Here is a 19199-nt window from a genome sequence, read left to right on the forward strand (position 1 = left end):
AGCTATACTTACCGCGACCAATCGCCCTTCTTGCGAAAAAAGTGGAATTTTGAACATGACCCAACGCATTGCCTTTCAGGGAGAGCCCGGTGCCTATAGCCACGAGGCCTGTCGCAACGCGCGCCCAGACATGGAAGCGCTGCCCTGTGCGACCTTTGAAGAGGCCATCGCTGCGGTCAAAAACGGCGATGCAGCTTTGGCAATGCTGCCTGTTGAAAACTCGACCTACGGGCGCGTTGCGGACATCCACCGCCTGCTGCCGCAAAGCGGGTTGCACATCATTGATGAAGCCTTTGTACGCGTTCACATAAGCCTTCTTGCGGTGCCGGGCGCGAAGCTCGAAGACATCGAAGAAGCCTTCTCACACCTTGTTTTATTGCCTCAATGCGCTGGATTCCTGACCGAACACAGCATTCGCGGACGCGTCAGCCCTGACAATGCACGAGCGGCGCGCGAAGTGGCTGAAGCCGGCAACAAAGCCCACGCTGCCCTGGCCAGCGAGTTGGCCGGAGAGATCTATGGTCTGGACGTCCTCGCCCGTCACATCGAGGACCACGACAACAACACGACCCGGTTTCTGATCATGTCGCCTGACGCCCAACTCGAACGTCGGGACGCGCCAAAGGGCATGGTCACGAGTTTTGTCTTTCAGGTCCGAAATATTCCCGCTGCGCTTTACAAAGCGATGGGGGGATTCGCGACCAATGGCGTCAATATGACGAAACTGGAAAGCTATATGGTGGACGGCTCCTTCACGGCGACTCAGTTTTACGCCGAAGTGGAAGGCCATCCCGAGGATGAAAACGTGAAACTGGCCCTGGATGAGCTGGGATATTTCACGAGCTATCTGAATATCCTCGGCGTCTATCCCGCTGCCCAGTCGCGCCATACGTGAGATCCGGGCCCAACATATTGATCATCATCTCTGATGAGCATCGCAAAGACGCGATGGGATGTGCGGGCCACCCGATTGTCAAAACTCCGAACCTGGACGCGCTTGCGGCCCGAGGGACGTTCTTTGGGAATGCCTACACGCCCTCGCCCATGTGCGTGCCAACGCGGGCGGCGATTGCGACCGGAGACTACGTTCACAAAACACGCAATTGGGACAGCGCCACGCCCTATAACGGAGCGCCGCGCAGTTGGATGCGCCAATTGCGAGACAGCGGTATCGACACCGTTTCTATCGGCAAGCTGCATTTCCGCTCTGGCGAGGATGACAACGGCTTCTCTCAGGAGATACTGCCGATGCATGTGGTCGGCGGAATCGGTTGGACGATCGGGCTTTTGCGGGAAAACTTGCCGACTTATGACGCCGCCTCGGAATTGGCCGCAGATGTCGGCGTCGGCGACAGCAGCTATACCGACTATGATCTCGACATCACCGCCGCCGCTGAAACGTGGCTTACAAACAAAGCCGGATCCGAGACACCCTGGGCGGCTTTTGTATCCTTGGTCAGCCCGCACTATCCGCTGACCTGCCCCCAAAAATTTTATGAGATGTATGACCCGGACAAAGTCGACTTGCCGGTGGGCTATGAAAACCGAAATCCCCCCGACCACAGCGAACTCAAGAATGTCGCGGGATTTTTTGACTACGACCGCTACTTCGACGAACAGAAAACCCGCGAGGCGAAGGCCGCCTATTATGGTCTCACCAGCTTCATGGATCATTGCGTGGGGCGCATTCTATCGGCGCTGGAAGCCAGCGGTCAGGCCGAGGATACCGTGGTCATTTATGTCTCGGACCACGGAGACATGATGGGCGATCAGGGGTTTTGGACCAAACAGGTGATGTATGAGCAATCGGCAGGCGTGCCGATGATCATGGCAGGTCCGGGCGTGCCGGGCGGACATCGTGTGAATACAGCCACGTCCTTGCTCGATTTGGCCGCGACAGCGGTGGATGTGACCGGCCTTGAAAGCGACGCGCACAATCGCGCCTGTCCCGGCGTATCGCTGCGGGTGATCGCCAACCGGCCTGACGATCCCGACAGAACTGTCCTGAGCGAATATCACGACGGAGGCTCTACGACCGGCACCTTCATGATCCGCTGGGATCGCTGGAAATATGTGCATTACGTCGGACATGACCCGCAGTTGTTCGATCTGAAGGCAGATCCGAACGAGCTGCACAACCTTGCGACCGAACGCCCAAATCACCCAGAAACACTTGCTGCGTTGAAAGAAGGCGAAAAACGCCTGCGCAGCATTTGCGATCCCGAAGCCGTCAACGCGCAATGCTTTGCAGACCAAAAGGCACGGATCGCCGAGCTCGGCGGAGAGGAAGCGTGCTTATCGGCATATCAATTCAACCACACGCCCACGCCTAACGAGCAAGCGCGCGCCGAAAGAGATGATTTATCCGAACTTTAAGCCGCTTGCGTCTCGCGATAACGCTTTTCGAGGTTGCGCGATTGTTCAGAGATACGAGACGCCATGCGTTTCTCGATCTTGCCCCGCGTAAGCTTCATAGATTGCAACAGAAGGCGCCCAGTCAGGGTTTTCGCAGAGATATCGGTTTTCATCAAAAGGCGGGTCTTGTGATTAGACAGCGCCACCAGTTCGATATCCAATTGCACCTCGATGGCCGGTGCATCCGCTTGAAAACCAAGCGCTTCGGGCTTTTCAAAACGGCTCACGTCAACTTGCATTTTAACGGTCTTGCCGCGCCAGGGCACGTTCAGATCCCAGGCAGATCCTAGGCCATCCGCCCCGTCCCCATTGCGCCGTGTGACCTCTGCGCCTCGGCGCATGGCCATGCGTTCAAAAAAGGAAAAATCAGACAGCATTTCAAAAGCTGCGGCCTGCGGGATCTCAAGATCTTCGATCGTTTCAAACTTCATGACTGCTCGCGTCCCATCTGTTTTGACGTGGGGTATTCGATGTGATGCGCGCAGTATGGCGCATTTTATCTTTTAAGTCGATCCGCAACCCAATGTCTTAAGATAAACTCCGCGATGGCGCCTTTGCGGGCGGGTTTTAGAAACGCGTGCTCTCCGGCAAGGGCCTGCATCATCTCATCTCGAGGCACCCAGATCGCATCCTCGATTTCGTTTGGGTCGATGTTCAAATCCGTGCCAAGCGCTTCGCCGCGGAACCCCATCATCAGCGAATTTGGGAAGGCCCAGGGCTGCGACCCAAGGTAGTCCACACGGCCAACCGAGACCCCGGCCTCCTCAAACACCTCGCGCCGCACGGCGGCTTCTGGCGTTTCTCCGGGTTCGACAAAGCCCGCCAAAAGAGAATACATGCCATCTGGCCAGCCGGGACTGCGCCCGATCAGGACGGAATCTCCCTTTGTGATCAACATAATCACCACGGGATCCGTGCGCGGGAAGTGCGGCGCTCCGCAGGCAGGGCATGTCCTTTGCCAACCGGCCTGTGACATCTCGCTTTTATGACCGCAGACCGCGCAGAACCGATGGCTGCGGTGCCATTCAAAGAGGGCTTTCGCGGTCGAGGCCAACTCGGCGTCGCGAGCATTGAGCCGGGTCATATTAGCCCGCAAATCCGCGAAAACCTGATCCGCAGGCAAGGCCGGATGCTGTTGTTCGGACAGGTCGACAAAGCTTTGATCCACGTCTTGATCGGGCGTCCAGCCAGACAGGTCGAAAGCCAGGCAAAGCCCGTCATCTTCTTGCCCTAAAACAATCGGCGACGCATTTCCTTCGAAAACCGGATGATCCGTCGGAAGCCGCACCAAGCGGCGCGTATCCTCGCCGGACATCAAGGGTTTACCGCGCCACAGACATATCGCGTGCGCTCTACGTTCGCCGTTGCACGCCTCGGCTATAACCTCTGCCGTGCGCAAATGCGCGACTCGATCTAAACCAGAAGGTCCAAACGTAACGCTGTCAAAAAGCTGCATGAAATGATCCTGCCCGTCGTTTGAGCCAAACTAGGCATTCTGAGAGGCGTAGCAAACGGAAAATCAAGAGAAATACGACTTGACCCAAAGTTTCGCTTTGGGATTTTCGCGCGCCGTGTCATGGTTCAAGAAGTGATTACTTCTTTTGATTATCAAATAGTTAACAAGCCTTCGATACAACTTTGACCACTTCCCCAACGTCAACTCAGTCTGAAACAACAATTGACCTCCGAGTCTTGGCGACAACTGACATGCATGGTCACATAGGCGGCTGTGGCCAGACGAAGGGCTGGGCCTTTGTGACTGAGACGTTGAACCGGCTAAAGGCCGAGAACAGCAACCATCTGCTTTTTGACAATGGGGACTTCCTGCAAGGCACAGCCTTATGTGACCTGATGGCCTTCGGCGCTTTGGGTCCCGCTGAAAATCACCCTGTGATCCGGGTGATGAACAAGATGGGTTATGATGCAATCGGACTGGGCAACCACGAATTCGACTTTGGCCTCCCTTTCTTGCGAGACGCATTGTCTGGTGCCACAGCGCCTATGGTGTGCAGCAACCTGGAAACCGACCAAAATGTCTGGGAGCGAGATCTGCTGATCAAGAAAACGCTCACTGACAGCTTGGGCCAGCCCCACAAACTCACCATTGGCGTTTTTTCACTGATACCGCCGCAGGTGCTGGACTGGTGCAGGGTACACCTAGAAGGTCGGGCGCGTGTCTTTGAGTTTCAAGCAACCGCCGTCGAACGCATCGCGTCACTGCGGTCTCGCGGCGCGGATTTGGTCTTTGCCTTGTGCCATGCGGGCGATACGGCCTCAAAGGCCGAGGCGGCCAAGAATCCATTGGCCACAGACATCACGTCCATTCCGGGGGTAGATTTGGTGATTTGCGGGCACACCCATAGCGTCTCGCCAAAACCCGGCGAGCGGAAACTATGTGTTAGAACCCCAAGCCAATCCCAAGACAGCGTGATGCCGCTTGTCCTGCCCGGTGATCGAGGGAAATTCGTCGGCTGCATAGACCTGAAACTGCAAAAGAGCCCACGAGGTTGGACATGGGTAACCGCGGAATGTCGAAATATCGAAGTGTCAGAAACCGCAAACCCAGATGTGCTGGAGATCGCCGCACCATGGATCGCGCGGGCCCAAACCGCGCTTGCCGCCGAGGTTGGTAACTCTGAGATCGACATCGGCACGTTTTTTTCGGCCATTCAATGCGACCCTGCCACGCGGCTCGCGGCAGCAGCAAAACGGATGGCGGTTGCCCCGTTGCTGGAGGACCTAGGTTATACGGATCTACCGGTTGTCACCGCCGCTAGCCCGTTTCGAGCGGGCCATGACGGACCAGAGTGCTACACGGCCGTGCCCGCTGGACCAGTCACGCTCCGCGAAATCTATGATATCTACCCCTATTTCAACGCGATCGACGCGTTCAAAATCACCGGAGCTCAAGCGCGAGACTGGCTAGAAGCCTCTGTCAGCGGTTTTTTTCAGATACTGCCGGAGCAGCCAGACCAGCCTCTCTGGAACCACCAGTTTCCCACCTATGAGTTTGATAGCCTGTTGGGCGTTAGCTACCAGATCGATCTGTCAAAGCCCGCTCTTTATTCCCCCGATCGACGTCGTCTCTCAGAGGCAGCATGCAGCCGAATTTGCGATCTGTCGTTGAGCGGAGAGCCCTTGGACCCACATGCAGAAATGATCCTGGTCACCAACGCCTACCGTGGAGGCGGAGGTGGTAAATTCCCCCACATCTCAAGCCGAAACCGGATTCCCCTGCCTTTTCGAGACGTACGCGCGTGGATGCAGGTGATTTTTGCGCGCGGTCTCACCGAAAATGATCTACCCACGCCCTCCTGGCAATTCGCGCCTATGGCGGGAACATCAGCAACTTTTGAAACGGGCTCTGACGCGTTGCGTTTCATCCCAAGCAATCTAAAGCAACGCCTGACAGACTTGGGCGAGACAGCTGGTGGCTATCGAAAATTTCGCCTATCTCTCTAGGGGAACACAGCTTGCAATCCGTTTTTCCAAAGCTTATGTAGCGCTTTGAGAGGTTGGCGCGGGCAAGCACCTCGCCAACCCGGTCAGATCCGGAAGGAAGCAGCCGTAACGAGTCCCGCTTGGGTCGATGTTCAGCCTCTCACCTAAACGCCAGATGAACTTGGCGGATCTTCTCCGACGCCCTCAGATTGACCGGCAACCGCCCAGTCGAACTGCGCGTCGGTTTCAACCGCGCAATGGCGCACGTAACGTAGTCGGGTCAAAGCATCGCTTACCGTTTCGCCCATCTCTATCAAAAGCCGCAAAACCGCCATTCCCGACCTCCCGCAGCCGCCACGGCAATGCACAAGAACGCGCCCGCCGCCCAGCAAGGCCTTGCGTATTTTTTCAGAAATCTCTGTCCAAGCCTGAGTCTGAGTGGCGTCTGGCGATCCGAAGTCTTTGACCGGAAAGTGCAACCACCTCGCCCCAAAAGTGGGGACATCCGCCATGAACTTGGCGGCACCCAGCTGCTCAAGCTCTGCCAGCGGCGTCATGGTGAGCACAAATGACGGTCGCCAAGCCTGAATTTGCTCGGCATCTAATTCGTAGTCGCCGGTTAATCCTGGACAGGGCGACAAGGCCAAAAGGCCTTTGCCGGCGTCTAAAGAATAAATTGCAAAGTCTGACATCCCAAAGCCCGCGTCTACCTCACTGCGCCTCAACCTTAGCGCGAAATTTTACATCCATAACCTCTAATCTAAACGGACGTTAAAAAAGGCAAGGTACAGCGTTTTCAGGAACCGCCCGAGGATCTTAACGCGCATCTTCCAACACGGCCTATCCGGTAGACGCGCCGTCCCCTTCGCCTTAACGTGGACGCGATCCCGAATCCAAAGGCACAAAATGAGCGACGACAGTACCCAGACCACCGGCTATCAGGTTCTCGCCCGCAAATACCGACCCGAGACCTTTGCCGATCTGGTCGGCCAAGACGCTATGGTGCGCACGCTGAAAAACGCCTTTGACGCGGATCGCATCGCGCAGGCCTTCATCATGACCGGCATCCGCGGCACCGGCAAAACCACCACCGCGCGGATCATTGCCAAGGGCATGAACTGTATCGGCGAGGACGGCAACGGAGGCCCAACAACCGAGCCCTGCGGCAAATGCGAACATTGCCGCGCCATCATGGAAGGCCGCCACGTTGACGTGATGGAGATGGACGCGGCCTCGCGCACAGGTGTCGGCGACATCCGAGAGATCATTGACTCGGTGCATTACCGCGCGGCCTCGGCCCGCTATAAGATCTATATCATCGACGAAGTTCACATGCTTTCGACCAGCGCTTTCAACGCGCTATTGAAAACGCTCGAAGAACCGCCCGCGCATGTGAAATTCATCTTCGCGACGACAGAAATCCGCAAAGTTCCGGTGACTGTCCTGTCGCGCTGCCAACGCTTTGATTTGCGCCGGATCGAGCCCGAAGTGATGATCGCGTTGATGCGCAAAATTGCCACCGCCGAAGGGGTTGAGATCGCCGATGACGCGCTGGCCTTGGTCACGCGCGCAGCCGAAGGCTCTGCCCGCGATGCGACTTCACTTCTCGATCAGGCTATTTCCCACGGTGCAGGTGAAACCACCGCCGATCAGGTTCGCGCGATGCTGGGGTTGGCCGACCGCGGAAGGGTGCTCGACCTCTATGACATGATCCTGCGTGGAGACGCAGGCGGTGCGCTGAATGAGCTTTCGGCGCAATATGCCGATGGGGCAGACCCGATGGCGGTTCTGCGCGACTTGGCGGAAATCACCCACTGGGTTTCGGTGGTAAAGATCACGCCGGAATCTGCCGACGACCCAACCATTTCACCCGACGAACGCGCGCGAGGTCAGGCCATGGCCGAGAAACTGCCTATGCGCGTGATGACCCGCATGTGGCAGATGCTGCTGAAGGCACTCGAAGAAGTCGCCGCCGCGCCCAATGCCATGATGGCGGCTGAAATGGCGATCATTCGCCTGACCCATGTGGCCGACCTGCCCAGCCCCGAAGAGCTGATCAAGAAACTACAGGACACGCCCCCACCTCCCGGACCACCCGGCGGAGGCGGCGGCATGAACGCACCACAAATGGGCGGCGCGACGCAGGCCTATGCAACGGCCCAAGTCGCAGGCGGCCCCGGTGGCACCGTCACGGCCCTGGCGCCACAAGCCGATCAAGCGCTCGCACGTTTTGCGAGTTTTGATCACGTGGTCGACCTGATCCAAAAGAACCGCGACGGGCTGCTCTTAAACAACGTCAAGAAATACGTCCGTTTGGCTGCCTATCAACCCGGTCGCATCGAATTCGTACCCGCGCCAAACGCGCCGCAAGACCTCGCGCAACGTTTGGGCGGCGCGTTGCAACGCTGGACCGGCAATCGCTGGGCCGTGATCCTTGTGAACGAAGGCGGCGCACCGTCAATTTTCGAAGTCGAAGATGCCGAAAACGAAGCGCTGAGGGCCGAGGCCCGCGAACACCCGCTGGTCAAAGCGGTCTTTGACGCCTTCCCGAAGGCCAAGATCACCGACATCAAAACCCAAAAAGAGATCGCGCAAGAAGCGCAGGCAGAAGCCCTACCCGAGGTCGAAGACGAATGGGATCCCTTTGAAGAAGACTAAGCGCGCCTTGGTCCCTTTCGGACCCGTGTTGCTCTTGTCGTTTCATCCCCCGCGCCCTATCTAGCGGGCAACTCAAACTCAGGAGACAGAGATGCTCAAAGGTCTAGGCAACATTGGCGATATGGCCAAGATGATGAAGCAAGCGCAAGAGATGCAGACCAAGATGGCGCAGATGCAGGACGACCTGCAAAGCATCATCGTGACTGGCGAATCCGGCGCTGGCCTCGTCAAAGCTACTGCCACCGCCAAGGGCGATCTGACCGGCCTCGATATCGACCCGTCCATCTTTGTTCCCAGCGAAAAAGAAGTCGCCGAAGACCTGATCCTCGCCGCCATCAAAGACGCGCAAGCCAAAGCCGCCGACCGCGCCAAATCCGAGATGGGCAAAATCACCGAAGGTCTGGGACTGCCAGCAGACTTCAAACTGCCGTTCTAAGTGGGGCGACAAACGGCTTTCATCTTGCTAAAAATACTCAAAAGCAAGGGGTGGCCATGAGCAGCAACGACCTCGAAAATCTGATCGACCTAATGGCCCGCCTTCCGGGCCTCGGTCCGCGCTCGGCGCGGCGCGCGGTGTTGCATCTGGTGCGCAAACGCGCGCTCTTGCTGACGCCGCTCAGTGACGCCATGCAAAACGTTGCCGCCACTGCGCGCGAGTGCCTCAACTGCGGCAATATAGGCAACTCTGACATCTGCGATATCTGCGCCGATGACACGCGCGCGACAGGCGAGATCTGTGTGGTAGAGGACGTCGCCGACCTCTGGGCCATGGAGCGCGCGGGTGTATTCAAAGGTCGCTATCACGTCTTGGGCGGCACGCTGTCGGCGCTGGATGGCATCGGTCCCGAAGAGCTCTCGATCCCGCGGCTTGTGGACCGTGTGACCAGTGAAGCCGTGAGCGAAGTCATCCTCGCGCTTAATGCCACCGTCGACGGTCAGACCACGGCGCATTACATCGCCGACCAGCTTGAAGGGCAGGTCACGCTCACCTCTCTGGCGCAGGGTGTGCCGATTGGTGGGGAACTGGATTATCTGGACGAAGGCACGATTTCAGCCGCTTTGCGAGCACGAAAATCCATCTGAGATCCCTGCCAAAACCTGTCAGCACGTTCTGATAGGCCGAAGTCTGATACCGGAGGTCCAACATGCGTTTCAGATACAGCATTCTTTACGTCGACGACGTGCCCGCCACGCTCGCCTTTTACGAAAAAGCCTTTGGATTTGAGACAGGCTTTTTGCACGAGGGAAAAGACTATGGCGAGTTGGTCACCGGCGACACGAAACTCGCCTTTTCAGCCAAATCGCTGATGCGCGAAATCGGCAAGACGCCGTCGGATGCCAACCCCAAAGCCCCCAGTTTCGAATTGGCTTTTGAGACCGAAACCGTCGCCGAAGATTTCGCCCGCGCGGTCGCGGCTGGGGCCGCCCCGATACAAGAGCCCGCAGAAATGCCATGGGGCCAGGTAATCTCTTATGTCTCTGACCCAAATGGCTTCTTGATCGAGATCTGCGCCCCCAACTAAGCTCACTCTGGGAGGATCAAACATGGTTTACGCCGTTATTGGTGCGGGGATGATTGGGTCGGCGGCTGCGCGTCATTTGGCTGAGGCGGGGCATGACGTGATCTTGATTGGCCCCAGCGAACCTGACGACAAGTCCAAGCACACCGGCGCATTTGCCAGCCACTATGACGCAGGCCGTATCACCCGCGGTTTGGCGACAGATCCCTTCTGGGCTCAGGCCTCACAGGCCTCTATTGCGCGCTATCGTCAGATCGAAGCAGACAGCGGCATTTCGTTTTACAACGACGTCGGTTGCCTTCTGGCCGGACCAAAAGATGCAACGCACTTGCAAGACGTCGGACGCGTAGCTTCGGATTTACACATCGACGCAGAGCACCTATCGCAAAAAGACATGCAAAACCGCTTTCCGTTCTTTGCTTTTTCAAAGGATGACATTGGCTATTTCGAAGCCAAGAACGCCGGGACAATCAACCCGCGCGCGCTGGTCGCTGCCCAGATCAAACTGGCCGTCGCGCATGGGGCGCAAGTGCTGCGAACCGAAGCGCAGGCGCTCCGTGAAACAGTCTCGGGCCTCGTGATTGAAACCACATCTGGAGACATCGAAGCCGATCAGGTGCTTGTAGCGATCGGGGGCTTTGCACCTACCTTAATCGACGATCTCAACCTGCGCGTCTATGCGCGCACCGTCGCTCTGTTTGAGGTCTCTGAGTCTGAGGCCCGGCGCCTACATAACTGTCCCTCCATGATCTATCTGGATCAGGACGGAAACGACCCCTACCTCTTGCCGACTATTCGCTATCCAGATGGTAAAGTCTATCTCAAGCTGGGCGGAGATCCAGACGACCGGCATCTCGCGCCTCATGAGATGACAGACTGGTTTCAGAGCAGCGGAAACCCTGACGTGGGCGCTCATCTAGAGGCGCAAATGCGGGCGCGTATGCCTGATTTGCAAATCGACAGCGTGACGACGAATGCCTGCGTCACGACTTTCACCGACACAGGCCGGCCTTTGATCCGACGCCATTCCGAGCGCATCTCGCTGGCCGTCGCCGGCTGCGGCGCAGGTGCGAAATGTAGCGATGAACTTGGGCGGCTTGGGGCGGAAACCCTGCTAGGACGTGCACTCCCTGCTTGGGCGAGCCAATAAAAAAGGGGCCGTGCTGGCCCCTTTTTCCTGTCTCTCAGAGCTTGCCTTACGAAGGCTGTTCGTCCTCGTCACCAGACTCAGGCAGGTTAAAGAAGCTGTCCGCATCCGCGAAATCATCGTCACTGCGTGGATCTTCTTCTAGGCCCGCATCCGCAGGCGTGTCGCCAAGCGTGAAGGCCTCAAGACCTTCCATATTGGATGGCATACGTGGTTCCGCGTCCATCTCCAGAGATTGCTCGGTGGACACCAGCTTGCGACGTTCGTCATCATTCATGACGCCGCCTTCAGCCGCTTTCTTCGCCGCGGCTTTCTGAACCGCTGCATCCAGCTCAGACTGTTTACACAGGCCCAGCGCAACCGGATCGATCGGCTGGATGTTCGCGATATTCCAATGGGTCCGTTCACGGATCGCCTGAATGGTCGGCTTTGTGGTGCCAACCAGTTTGGACACCTGACCGTCAGAGAGTTCCGGGTGGAACTTAACGAGCCACAGGATAGACGCCGGACGATCCTGACGTTTGGACAGAGGCGTATAACGCGGGCCGCGACGCTTCTCTTCGCCAACGGCAGCCGCGTTGAATTTCAGTTTCAGCTTGTGCAGGGGGCTGTCCTGCGCTGCGTCGATCTCTTCTTGCGTCAGCTGGTTGTTGGCAATCGGGTCAAAGCCTTTGACACCGGTCGCAACGTCGCCATCCGCGATGCCCTGCACTTCAAGCTCGTGCATGCCTACGAAATCCGCGATCTGCTTGAAGCTGATCGTTGTATTGTCCACCAGCCAAACAGCGGTGGCTTTCGCCATAATCGGTTTTGCCATATCGGCCTCCTAACGCATAGTTTTCCCCTCGCCAGACTTTCGGTCTGACGGCATCCTGTTTGGGGATGCGGGCTACCTTTTCGGGGGAACTTACGCCCGATATAGTGTGGATTGGCATAAAAGGAAAGAGTGAATGAAGCGTGTGGTAGCCTTGCTGGTTTTGTTCTGCGCATCCCCGGTTTTGGCCGAGGGCGAGCGGGCCGGAGAGTTCGACTATTATGTCATGGCCCTGAGCTGGTCGCCGAATTGGTGCCGCCTGGAGGGGGACGCTAAGGGTTCTGAGCAATGCGACGCGGATAAAGACCACGGCTGGATTCTGCACGGACTTTGGCCGCAATATCATCAGGGCTGGCCAAGCTATTGCCTAACCACCAAACGCGCCCCATCACGGCGCATGACTGCCGAGATGGCCGATATCATGGGCACCTCGGGGCTGGCGTGGCATCAGTGGAAGAAACACGGCACCTGTGCGGGGCTGGAAGCCGCGGATTATTTCGCGCTGTCGCGTGAGGCCTATGGGCGTGTGACCCGTCCGGAGGTGCTTCGAAAGCTCAAAGACCCGATATCCCTACCTGCGACTTTGATCGAACAGGCCTTCCTGCAAGACAACCCAGAGCTCGAGCCTGATGGCATCACCATCACCTGCAAAAGGGGGTATATCCAAGAAGCACGCATTTGCCTGTCTAAGTCGCTGGATCCCGTGCCCTGCGGTCGCGACGTTGTCAAAGACTGTCGCCTTGACGATGCGCTGTTTGATCCGATCCGCTAGGGTATTTTTATGTCTCGTCTCTTCAACGCCCTGATCGGCATCAACGTCCTGCTCCCTTGGATCGTGTCGCTGATTCTGCCGATCCAAAGCTCTCTTCTCCTGAACGAAATCGTCTTTTTCGGCTGTGTTTTCCTGATGGCCGTTGGAAACGCGCGCATTGCGCGGGCTTTGCCTGATTACAGCCGCTGGATCTGGGCATTGTCCATTGCCAATCTCGCCTGTGCCGCGCTACTGAGCAGCCCAGCGCTGTCGACGGCCCTGCCGCTCATCCTGCGGCTTGCGACAGTTTAAAACGTGTCAGTTGCACCGGTTTCTATATAACAAGCAAATCAAATACTTATTAAAGAAACCTGATGACCACCCGCCTCCACAAAGCGCTCCGCATCTATGAGACCTCGGTCGCACTTTTAGTGCTGATCGTCGCGCTTTTGCTGCCGCGGATTTCTGCGGTGGTTGTGGAGTTTATCCCCGGCGCAGACGTGGCGATCATCTGTACCGGATCTGAATATGTGAAAGTCGCGCTTGATGAGGACGGCACCCCCGTCGAAGTCCATGAGACCCAAGACAGCGACTGTCTGCGTACGCTTGCCTTGGATGTCACCGAGACCCCAACGCCCGCGTGGCAGACACTGGCCCGCGACTACAGCTTTGCTTTCTCTCTGCATGAGCACCCTGCCCCCGCAGGCGAAACCCTCAAGACCCTAGAACCCTCGCGCGCCCCACCTGTTTTGATCTGAGCCCCTCTTTCACTCTGATCAAACACAGGAATACTTATGACCGATGCAACCGCACCGGCGTCCCCCGCATCTTACGTAAGCGGCGGCGCACTTTATCGTCTCGTCTGGAAATGGCACTTTTTGGCCTCGCTGTATGTCTTGCCCTTCATGGCAATGCTGGCGCTGACCGGCGGGATTTACCTTTATAAACCGCAAATCGAAAACTGGCTTTATGCTGACTATCTGCATGTTCAGCAGACCGGCGCAGCCCTGCCGCTTGAGATCCAGGTCGATGTGCTGCGCGAGGCCCATGGAATTACCCGACTGCGCGGGATCACGCAATATGACGACCCGACCCGCTCGACCAAAATCGAATATAACGACGCTGGTGAAATCCGGTCCTTCGCTTGGGTAAACCCATATTCCGGCGAAGTCCTTGGCTCTGTTGCCCGCGACGAGATGCCCATGCGCATGCTCAAGAAATTCCATGGTGAATTGCTCTTGGGCAAGACCGGCACCAAGTTCGTAGAGCTCGCGGCCCATTGGGCTATCGTCATGTTCATCACCGGCGCTTACCTCTGGTGGCCTCGTGGCAAGCGTACGCTATCTCAGGCCGTGGCGCCCCCGAAAGGAGGGCCGTCCAAAGGCCGCAGCTGGTGGCGCGAGACGCATTTGTTCACGGGGTTTTTGGCGGTGGTTCTGGTCACGCCGATCCTTGTGAGCGGCCTGCCATGGACCGACGTCTGGGGTGGCGGCCTTAGTCAGATCCAAAAGGCGACGGGGCAGAATTCGCAATCCATGCGCTTCCGCGGCGCGCCGAAGTCCACGAGCGATTCTGGCGTGACGATCGTTTATGAGGACGTTTTTGCCATCGCCCGGCAAGAAGGCCTGAAAGCGCCCTATGAAATGCGCCCGCCGCGCAAGGCGAATGGGGCCTATTGGATCCGCTCGGCCTCAACCAACCGCAATGACCAGACCGAGCTGGTGATTGATCGCTACAGCGGCGATATCCTGAAACGGTTGGATTTCCAGGACAACCCGGCGGTCGCGAAAACCGTGTCCCTTGGCATTTCGTTCCATCAGGGAGAGCTCTATGGGCTGACCAACCTGATCCAGAACACGGTGGCTGCGATCCTTGCGCTGCTCTTGTCGGTCACGGGTTTTGTCGCCTGGTGGAAACGCCGCCCCGCCGGCAGCCTTGGCGTGCCGAATGCGCCGGATGCGGCACTGAGCCCAAGCATGATCGCTTTGGTGGTGGCCTTGTCGATCCTCTTCCCACTCGTGGGGGCATCGCTGATCGTGGCGCTGATCCTTGATTGGGCGATCCTGCGCCGTCTGCGGTAACAAAAAAAGCCCGAGCCTCTGTTGCGAGGCTAGGGCTGTAGCTTTCGGCAACAGGTCGATCAGATTTTCAGAACGATTTTCCCGATGTGATCGCCACCTTCCATGCGCGAATGCGCAGCGGCAGCGTCCTCTAACGCGAACTCCTTGTCCATCACCGGAGCGATCCGGCCCGCGTCCAGCAGCGGCCAGACCTTTTCGCGCAGCTCGCCCGCAATCCGAGCCTTTTCCAGATCGCTTTGCGGCCGCAGGGTAGACCCCGTCATCGTCAACCTCCGCGTCATCAGGAAGGCAAAGTTCACCTCAACCTTTGGCCCTTGCAGGAAAGCGATCTGCACCAGCCGCCCGTCTTCGTCCAAAGCACGCAGGTTGCGCGGGATATAGTCGCCGCCGACCATATCAAGGATCACATTCGCACCGCCCTCTTTGCGCAGAATCTCTACAAAATCCTCGGATTTGTAGTTGATCGCCCTCTCCGCCCCGAGCTGCAGACACGCGGCACATTTGGCGTCTGAGCCCGCTGTGGCAAAGACCCGTGCCCCAAAGACCTCGGCCAGTTGGATCGCCGTCGTTCCGATACCCGAAGACCCACCATGCACAAGAAACCGCTCGCCCGCTTTCAGGCCACCGCGTTCAAAGACGTTGGACCACACAGTGAAATAGGTCTCGGGCAGACACGCCGCCTCACGCAGAGGCATGTCCTCGGGAATCGGCAAACAATGCGCGGCAGGTGTCAGCGCATATTCGGCATAGGCCCCACCCGGAAAGAGAGCACAGACTTTGTCGCCCTCAGCCCATTCCGTCACACCTGGTCCAACAGCGGCAATGATGCCGGCGCCCTCAAGACCCGGCAGGGGGCTGGCCGTCGGTGGCGGGTTATAAAGTCCCGCACGCTGTAGCGCGTCTGGCCGGTTCACACCGACATAGGCCAACCGGATCAGAACCTCTCCGTGACCCGGTTGCGGGATCGGCAGTTCGGTCAATTGCAAAACATCCGGCCGCCCAGGGGCCGTGATTTCAATGGCGCGCATTGCGTCGCTCATGCTCGTCTCTCCGTTTTTATGTCATTAACGCCAGCGACCAGGAAACCCCGAGGCCGTCTTTGGGGCCCGCATCCGGCCTAGGGACGACAGCGGGCGCTCCAAAGCTTTGCCCAAAGGGCTTTTCTGAAAAGCGCCCTTGGCCTTTTCAAACTGCATGACATTCTCGATCCGGCGATCCAGAAACGCCCAGGTGTCCGCGTGATCTTCGCTCTCATCCCCCAGCCAGAACAGCACAGTCGCCGCATAGACCCCGCTGAGCGTCGTGCGCTTTGTGTACCAATTGAAATCACGTGAGGTATCGCCAAGCGCGTTCCAAATCGCATCCGCCGTGCCCCAGATCAACCGCGTGCCCGTCGGCGCGTAATGCGGCAGGGCAAAGAGCGTTGATCCGCGTCGCACAGCCTCTTTGTCTGGGCAAAGTTCCAACCGCTTGCGCACGGCAAAGGCCACCTTGTCACGAAACCGCATCTCGTCCAGATCCGCACCTTCCAAGGCCGCAATCATCGCCGCATCGCCATTTTCATGAAAGGCCACGGCCAGATCCACCGCCCCGCGTGGACAGATTGCGCGCGCCACAACAGGATCCACACCCGACTCCGCAACCGCCGCCTCAAACGTCGCCGGTGACCAGCCATCAAAGGCCACATGCGCCAGCGCCGCATCCACTAATTTCGACTTAAGATCTTGGCTCATGACCACCTCTTGACCGCATTACCCCATACTAGACAGATCAAAACAGCTTTGCTATAGGGGCGGCTCCTGCAAATCCTTGCAACTCAAACTTAGAAAGGTGGTGAAAACCACATGCAGGTTAGTGTTCGCGACAACAACGTCGATCAGGCGCTTCGTGCCCTGAAAAAGAAGCTGCAGCGTGAGGGTGTCTTCCGCGAAATGAAGCTTAAGCAACATTTCGAGAAGCCGTCCGAGAAAAAAGCGCGCGAGAAAGCTGAAGCGATCCGCCGTGCCCGTAAACTGGCACGTAAGAAAGCCCAGCGCGAAGGTTTGCTCTAAGCACCTTTGTTCCAGCTTTGGATACTATAAGAATTGACGACCCCCGAGGTGAAAACCGCGGGGGTTTGTCGTTTCTAACCCCCGATTCCCCTTGATTTAGAATTATTCTAAATTAGGTTAGGGCTGTGCCAGCGAGATGCCAGCCGTTTCAAATTTTCAGGAGATCACATATGACCCTCGACGCAACTTTGGCCGATGCTCTTGTCTCGCAAGTGAACGCAGAGCTGGCGGCTTCTCATAGCTATCTTGCGATGGCGTTCTATTTCGAAAGTCAGGACCTGCCGGGCTTTGCCGCCTTCTTCCGCGCCCAATCCGCAGAGGAAAGCCAGCACGCCGCGCGCCTGTCTGATTTCGTTCTGCGCCGCGATGGTGATGTCATCCTTTCAGACATCGCGGCTCCGGTCACAACGTTTCAGTCGCCCTCTGTCGCCATCCGTGCCGCGCTGACGATGGAGCAAGCGGTCACGCAAAGCATCCATGCGCTCTACGGTCTGGCGAAAGAGAAAAACGACTACGCGGCACAAACCCAACTTATGTGGTTCATCGACGAACAGGTCGAAGAAGAAGACAGCTTCCGCACGCTTTTGATCCAAACCGAGGCGGCTGAATCCGACCGTTGGAACCTTATCACGCTGGATAAAGAGGTCGCCACTCAGGCCGCTGCCCCTGCGACGGCCTAACCCCCCCTTGGACCTCGCAGGTCAAATGACTACATTCCCCTCAAACAGCCTGCGAGGATCCTTATGAGTGACACCTATACCCCACCCAAAGTCTGGACTTGGGAACAGAACAACGGCGGCCAATTCGCCAATATCAACCGCCCCATCGCAGGCCCGACCCACGACAAAGAGCTTGAGGTCGGCAAGCACCCCCACCAGCTCTATTCTCTGGCGACACCTAATGGTGTGAAAGTCACGGTCCTTTTCGAAGAACTTCTGGCCGCGGGCCACAGCGAAGCCGAATATGACGCCTATCTGATCAATATCGGAGAAGGCGCGCAGTTCAGCTCGGGTTTTGTCGATGTGAACCCGAACTCGAAAATCCCCGCGCTGATGGATCATTCCACCACACCTCCGACGCGCGTTTTTGAATCCGGCGCGATCCTTTTGCATCTGGCCGAGAAGTTTAACGCCTTCCTGCCAAGCGATCCTGCCAAACGTCCCGAGATGATGTCCTGGCTGTTCTGGCAAATGGGCAGCGCGCCTTATCTGGGCGGAGGCTTTGGCCATTTCTACGCCTATGCGCCTGAAAAATGGGAATACCCAATCAACCGCTTCGCCATGGAAACCAAGCGCCAGCTCGACGTGCTCGACCGCCATTTGGCCGAGAACACCTATATGACGGGCGACGACTACACGATCGCCGATATCGCGATCTGGTCTTGGTATGGCCAATTGGTCCTTGGCCGCCTCTATAGCGCCGCTGAATTCCTAGACGTCGCCAGCTATAAATACGTGATGCGTTGGGCCGAAGCCATCGACGCGCGCCCGGCGGTCAAACGCGGCCGCATGGTCAACCGCGCTTTTGGCGACGACCTGTCCATGCAACTGCACGAACGCCATGATGCGTCCGACTTTGACACGAAAACGCAAGACAAGCTGCAAGACAGCTAAGCCTTCATGCCGGAAATACTTTGGGGGGTGAGACCCGTCTCGCAAAAGCTCGAGGTGCCTTTGAGGGTCGAACGGGCGGAGCCCAAAGTACAAGCCAAGGGGGGGCAACGCCCCCCTAAACCGGTAAAGCTGTGGTTTTAAACACGGTGCGCAAAGCAAAAGAACTCTGCATCTGTGCCACCCCCGGCAGGCGCGCCAGATATTGGCGGTGAATACGCGCAAAATCCTCGGTATTTTCAGCCACGACTTTCAACAAATAGTCCGCAGTGCCCGCCATCAGATGACACTCCAAAACATCTGGGATCCGTGCGACGGCCTTTTCAAAGGCCTCAAGAACCTCATCCGCCTGCCCCGAAAGCGTGATCTCGACAAACACAGTGGTCGGCACCCGCATTTTGCGCGGGTCTAACAGTGCAACGTAATCCTTGATAAACCCGTCGCTCTCCAGCCTCTGAACGCGCCTATGACAGGCCGACGCCGAAAGGTTTACTTCTTCAGAAAGATCCGCATTCGACATGCGTCCCCGCTTTTGCAGCACCGTCAGGATGCGACGATCCGTTTGATCAAGCTCCATATCTGCGAACCTCCTTGCAACTTTTAACACAATATTCGAAGATTCTTCGATATGCATGTTTTTATTCTGCCTAAAAAAGCAGCACTTTCGCCTTGTTTAGCGGTCAGACTTAGGAAACGCAAACCTAAGGACAA

22 protein-coding genes and 1 other RNA gene are annotated in these 19199 nt (G+C 57.4%); 16 read left to right on the forward strand and 7 right to left on the reverse strand.

Annotation, left to right across the window (positions count from 1 at the left end; translation table 11 throughout):
* The first annotated feature begins 55 nt into the window (after positions 1–55).
* Both HZ995_RS04105 and HZ995_RS04110 read left to right on the forward strand, forming a co-directional pair.
* A complete protein-coding gene (locus tag HZ995_RS04105; RefSeq protein WP_209357410.1) occupies positions 56–895 on the forward strand; it encodes a prephenate dehydratase in 840 nt (279 codons plus the stop codon).
* A gap of 17 nt (positions 896–912) precedes the next feature.
* Positions 913–2376: a sulfatase-like hydrolase/transferase gene (locus tag HZ995_RS04110; RefSeq protein WP_245168748.1), complete on the forward strand. Its 1464-nt coding sequence runs from the start codon at positions 913–915 to the stop codon at positions 2374–2376.
* Here the strand turns inward: HZ995_RS04110 and HZ995_RS04115 are convergent.
* Together HZ995_RS04115 and nudC are read right to left on the reverse strand one after the other, a co-directional pair.
* Positions 2373–2846: an SRPBCC family protein gene (locus tag HZ995_RS04115; protein WP_209357412.1), complete on the reverse strand. Its 474-nt coding sequence runs from the start codon at positions 2844–2846 to the stop codon at positions 2373–2375. The two genes, HZ995_RS04110 and HZ995_RS04115, sit on opposite strands and share 4 nt — an antisense overlap.
* A 65-nt stretch (positions 2847–2911) precedes the next feature.
* Positions 2912–3871, reverse strand: a complete 960-nt coding sequence (nudC, locus tag HZ995_RS04120; protein ID WP_209357413.1) for an NAD(+) diphosphatase — start codon at positions 3869–3871, stop codon at positions 2912–2914.
* Between the two features lie 251 nt (positions 3872–4122).
* Here nudC and HZ995_RS04125 point away from each other — a divergent pair, with 251 nt between their 5' ends.
* On the forward strand, positions 4123–5877 hold the full coding sequence (locus HZ995_RS04125) for a 5'-nucleotidase C-terminal domain-containing protein (RefSeq protein WP_209357414.1): 1755 nt from the start codon (positions 4123–4125) through the stop codon (positions 5875–5877).
* 46 nt (positions 5878–5923) lie between these two features.
* An RNA gene (gene ffs, locus HZ995_RS04130) (signal recognition particle sRNA small type) lies at positions 5924–6022 on the forward strand.
* Here the strand turns inward: ffs and HZ995_RS04135 are convergent.
* Positions 6021–6548, reverse strand: a complete 528-nt coding sequence (locus HZ995_RS04135; protein ID WP_209357415.1) for a protein-tyrosine phosphatase family protein — start codon at positions 6546–6548, stop codon at positions 6021–6023. The two genes, ffs and HZ995_RS04135, sit on opposite strands and share 2 nt — an antisense overlap.
* Positions 6549–6762: 214 nt before the next feature.
* Between HZ995_RS04135 and HZ995_RS04140 the strand changes: the two genes are divergently transcribed.
* The 5 genes from HZ995_RS04140 to HZ995_RS04160 all read left to right on the forward strand — a co-directional run bounded on the left by HZ995_RS04140 (position 6763) and on the right by HZ995_RS04160 (position 11184).
* Positions 6763–8514, forward strand: coding sequence for a DNA polymerase III subunit gamma/tau (locus HZ995_RS04140; RefSeq protein ID WP_209357416.1), 1752 nt, complete (start codon positions 6763–6765; stop codon positions 8512–8514).
* 91 nt (positions 8515–8605) lie between these two features.
* Positions 8606–8950, forward strand: coding sequence for a YbaB/EbfC family nucleoid-associated protein (locus HZ995_RS04145; RefSeq protein ID WP_209357417.1), 345 nt, complete (start codon positions 8606–8608; stop codon positions 8948–8950).
* Between the two features lie 56 nt (positions 8951–9006).
* Positions 9007–9597 carry a recombination mediator RecR gene (recR, locus tag HZ995_RS04150; protein ID WP_209357418.1) on the forward strand — a complete coding sequence of 197 codons (591 nt, stop codon included), beginning with the start codon at positions 9007–9009 and terminating at the stop codon, positions 9595–9597.
* 62 nt (positions 9598–9659) lie between these two features.
* On the forward strand, positions 9660–10037 hold the full coding sequence (locus tag HZ995_RS04155) for a VOC family protein (RefSeq protein WP_209357419.1): 378 nt from the start codon (positions 9660–9662) through the stop codon (positions 10035–10037).
* 22 nt (positions 10038–10059) lie between these two features.
* Positions 10060–11184, forward strand: coding sequence for an NAD(P)/FAD-dependent oxidoreductase (locus HZ995_RS04160; RefSeq protein ID WP_209357420.1), 1125 nt, complete (start codon positions 10060–10062; stop codon positions 11182–11184).
* Positions 11185–11230: 46 nt separating this feature from the next.
* On the opposite strand, the gene HZ995_RS04165 is transcribed toward HZ995_RS04160, so the two are convergent.
* Positions 11231–11998 carry a DUF1013 domain-containing protein gene (locus HZ995_RS04165; protein WP_209357421.1) on the reverse strand — a complete coding sequence of 256 codons (768 nt, stop codon included), beginning with the start codon at positions 11996–11998 and terminating at the stop codon, positions 11231–11233.
* 133 nt (positions 11999–12131) lie between these two features.
* Here HZ995_RS04165 and HZ995_RS04170 point away from each other — a divergent pair, with 133 nt between their 5' ends.
* The 4 genes from HZ995_RS04170 (at position 12132) to HZ995_RS04185 (ending at position 14827) form a co-directional block, all read left to right on the forward strand.
* Positions 12132–12767 (forward strand): ribonuclease T2 family protein, encoded by a 636-nt coding sequence (locus HZ995_RS04170; RefSeq protein WP_209357422.1) that lies wholly within the window; start codon positions 12132–12134, stop codon positions 12765–12767.
* 9 nt (positions 12768–12776) lie between these two features.
* Positions 12777–13058: a hypothetical protein gene (locus HZ995_RS04175; RefSeq protein WP_209357423.1), complete on the forward strand. Its 282-nt coding sequence runs from the start codon at positions 12777–12779 to the stop codon at positions 13056–13058.
* Between the two features lie 62 nt (positions 13059–13120).
* Positions 13121–13504 (forward strand): hypothetical protein, encoded by a 384-nt coding sequence (locus HZ995_RS04180; RefSeq protein WP_209357424.1) that lies wholly within the window; start codon positions 13121–13123, stop codon positions 13502–13504.
* Between the two features lie 36 nt (positions 13505–13540).
* Entirely contained in the window at positions 13541–14827 is a 1287-nt protein-coding gene (locus HZ995_RS04185) for a PepSY-associated TM helix domain-containing protein (protein WP_209357425.1), read from the forward strand.
* A gap of 59 nt (positions 14828–14886) precedes the next feature.
* On the opposite strand, the gene HZ995_RS04190 is transcribed toward HZ995_RS04185, so the two are convergent.
* Both HZ995_RS04190 and HZ995_RS04195 read right to left on the reverse strand, forming a co-directional pair.
* Positions 14887–15867, reverse strand: a complete 981-nt coding sequence (locus HZ995_RS04190; protein ID WP_209357426.1) for an NAD(P)H-quinone oxidoreductase — start codon at positions 15865–15867, stop codon at positions 14887–14889.
* 24 nt (positions 15868–15891) lie between these two features.
* A complete protein-coding gene (locus HZ995_RS04195) occupies positions 15892–16560 on the reverse strand; it encodes a COQ9 family protein (RefSeq protein WP_209357427.1) in 669 nt (222 codons plus the stop codon).
* Positions 16561–16671: 111 nt separating this feature from the next.
* Between HZ995_RS04195 and rpsU the strand changes: the two genes are divergently transcribed.
* The 3 genes from rpsU (at position 16672) to yghU (ending at position 18491) form a co-directional block, all read left to right on the forward strand.
* On the forward strand, positions 16672–16878 hold the full coding sequence (gene rpsU, locus HZ995_RS04200) for a 30S ribosomal protein S21 (protein WP_005614280.1): 207 nt from the start codon (positions 16672–16674) through the stop codon (positions 16876–16878).
* Positions 16879–17048: 170 nt separating this feature from the next.
* The gene (locus HZ995_RS04205) at positions 17049–17558 is read left to right on the forward strand and encodes a ferritin (RefSeq protein ID WP_209357428.1); all 510 of its coding nucleotides are present in this window, start codon (positions 17049–17051) and stop codon (positions 17556–17558) included.
* Between the two features lie 63 nt (positions 17559–17621).
* Complete coding sequence (gene yghU, locus HZ995_RS04210) at positions 17622–18491, forward strand: glutathione-dependent disulfide-bond oxidoreductase (RefSeq protein ID WP_209357429.1); 870 nt, start codon at positions 17622–17624, stop codon at positions 18489–18491.
* A 115-nt stretch (positions 18492–18606) separates the two neighbouring features.
* Here yghU and HZ995_RS04215 read toward each other — a convergent pair whose 3' ends face one another.
* Positions 18607–19065: an Lrp/AsnC family transcriptional regulator gene (locus HZ995_RS04215; RefSeq protein WP_209357430.1), complete on the reverse strand. Its 459-nt coding sequence runs from the start codon at positions 19063–19065 to the stop codon at positions 18607–18609.
* Positions 19066–19199 lie beyond the last annotated feature (134 nt).

Origin of the sequence: Cognatishimia activa, from assembly GCF_017798205.1 — a bacterium.
In the GTDB taxonomy this organism is placed as follows: Bacteria; Pseudomonadota; Alphaproteobacteria; order Rhodobacterales; family Rhodobacteraceae; genus Cognatishimia; species Cognatishimia activa_A.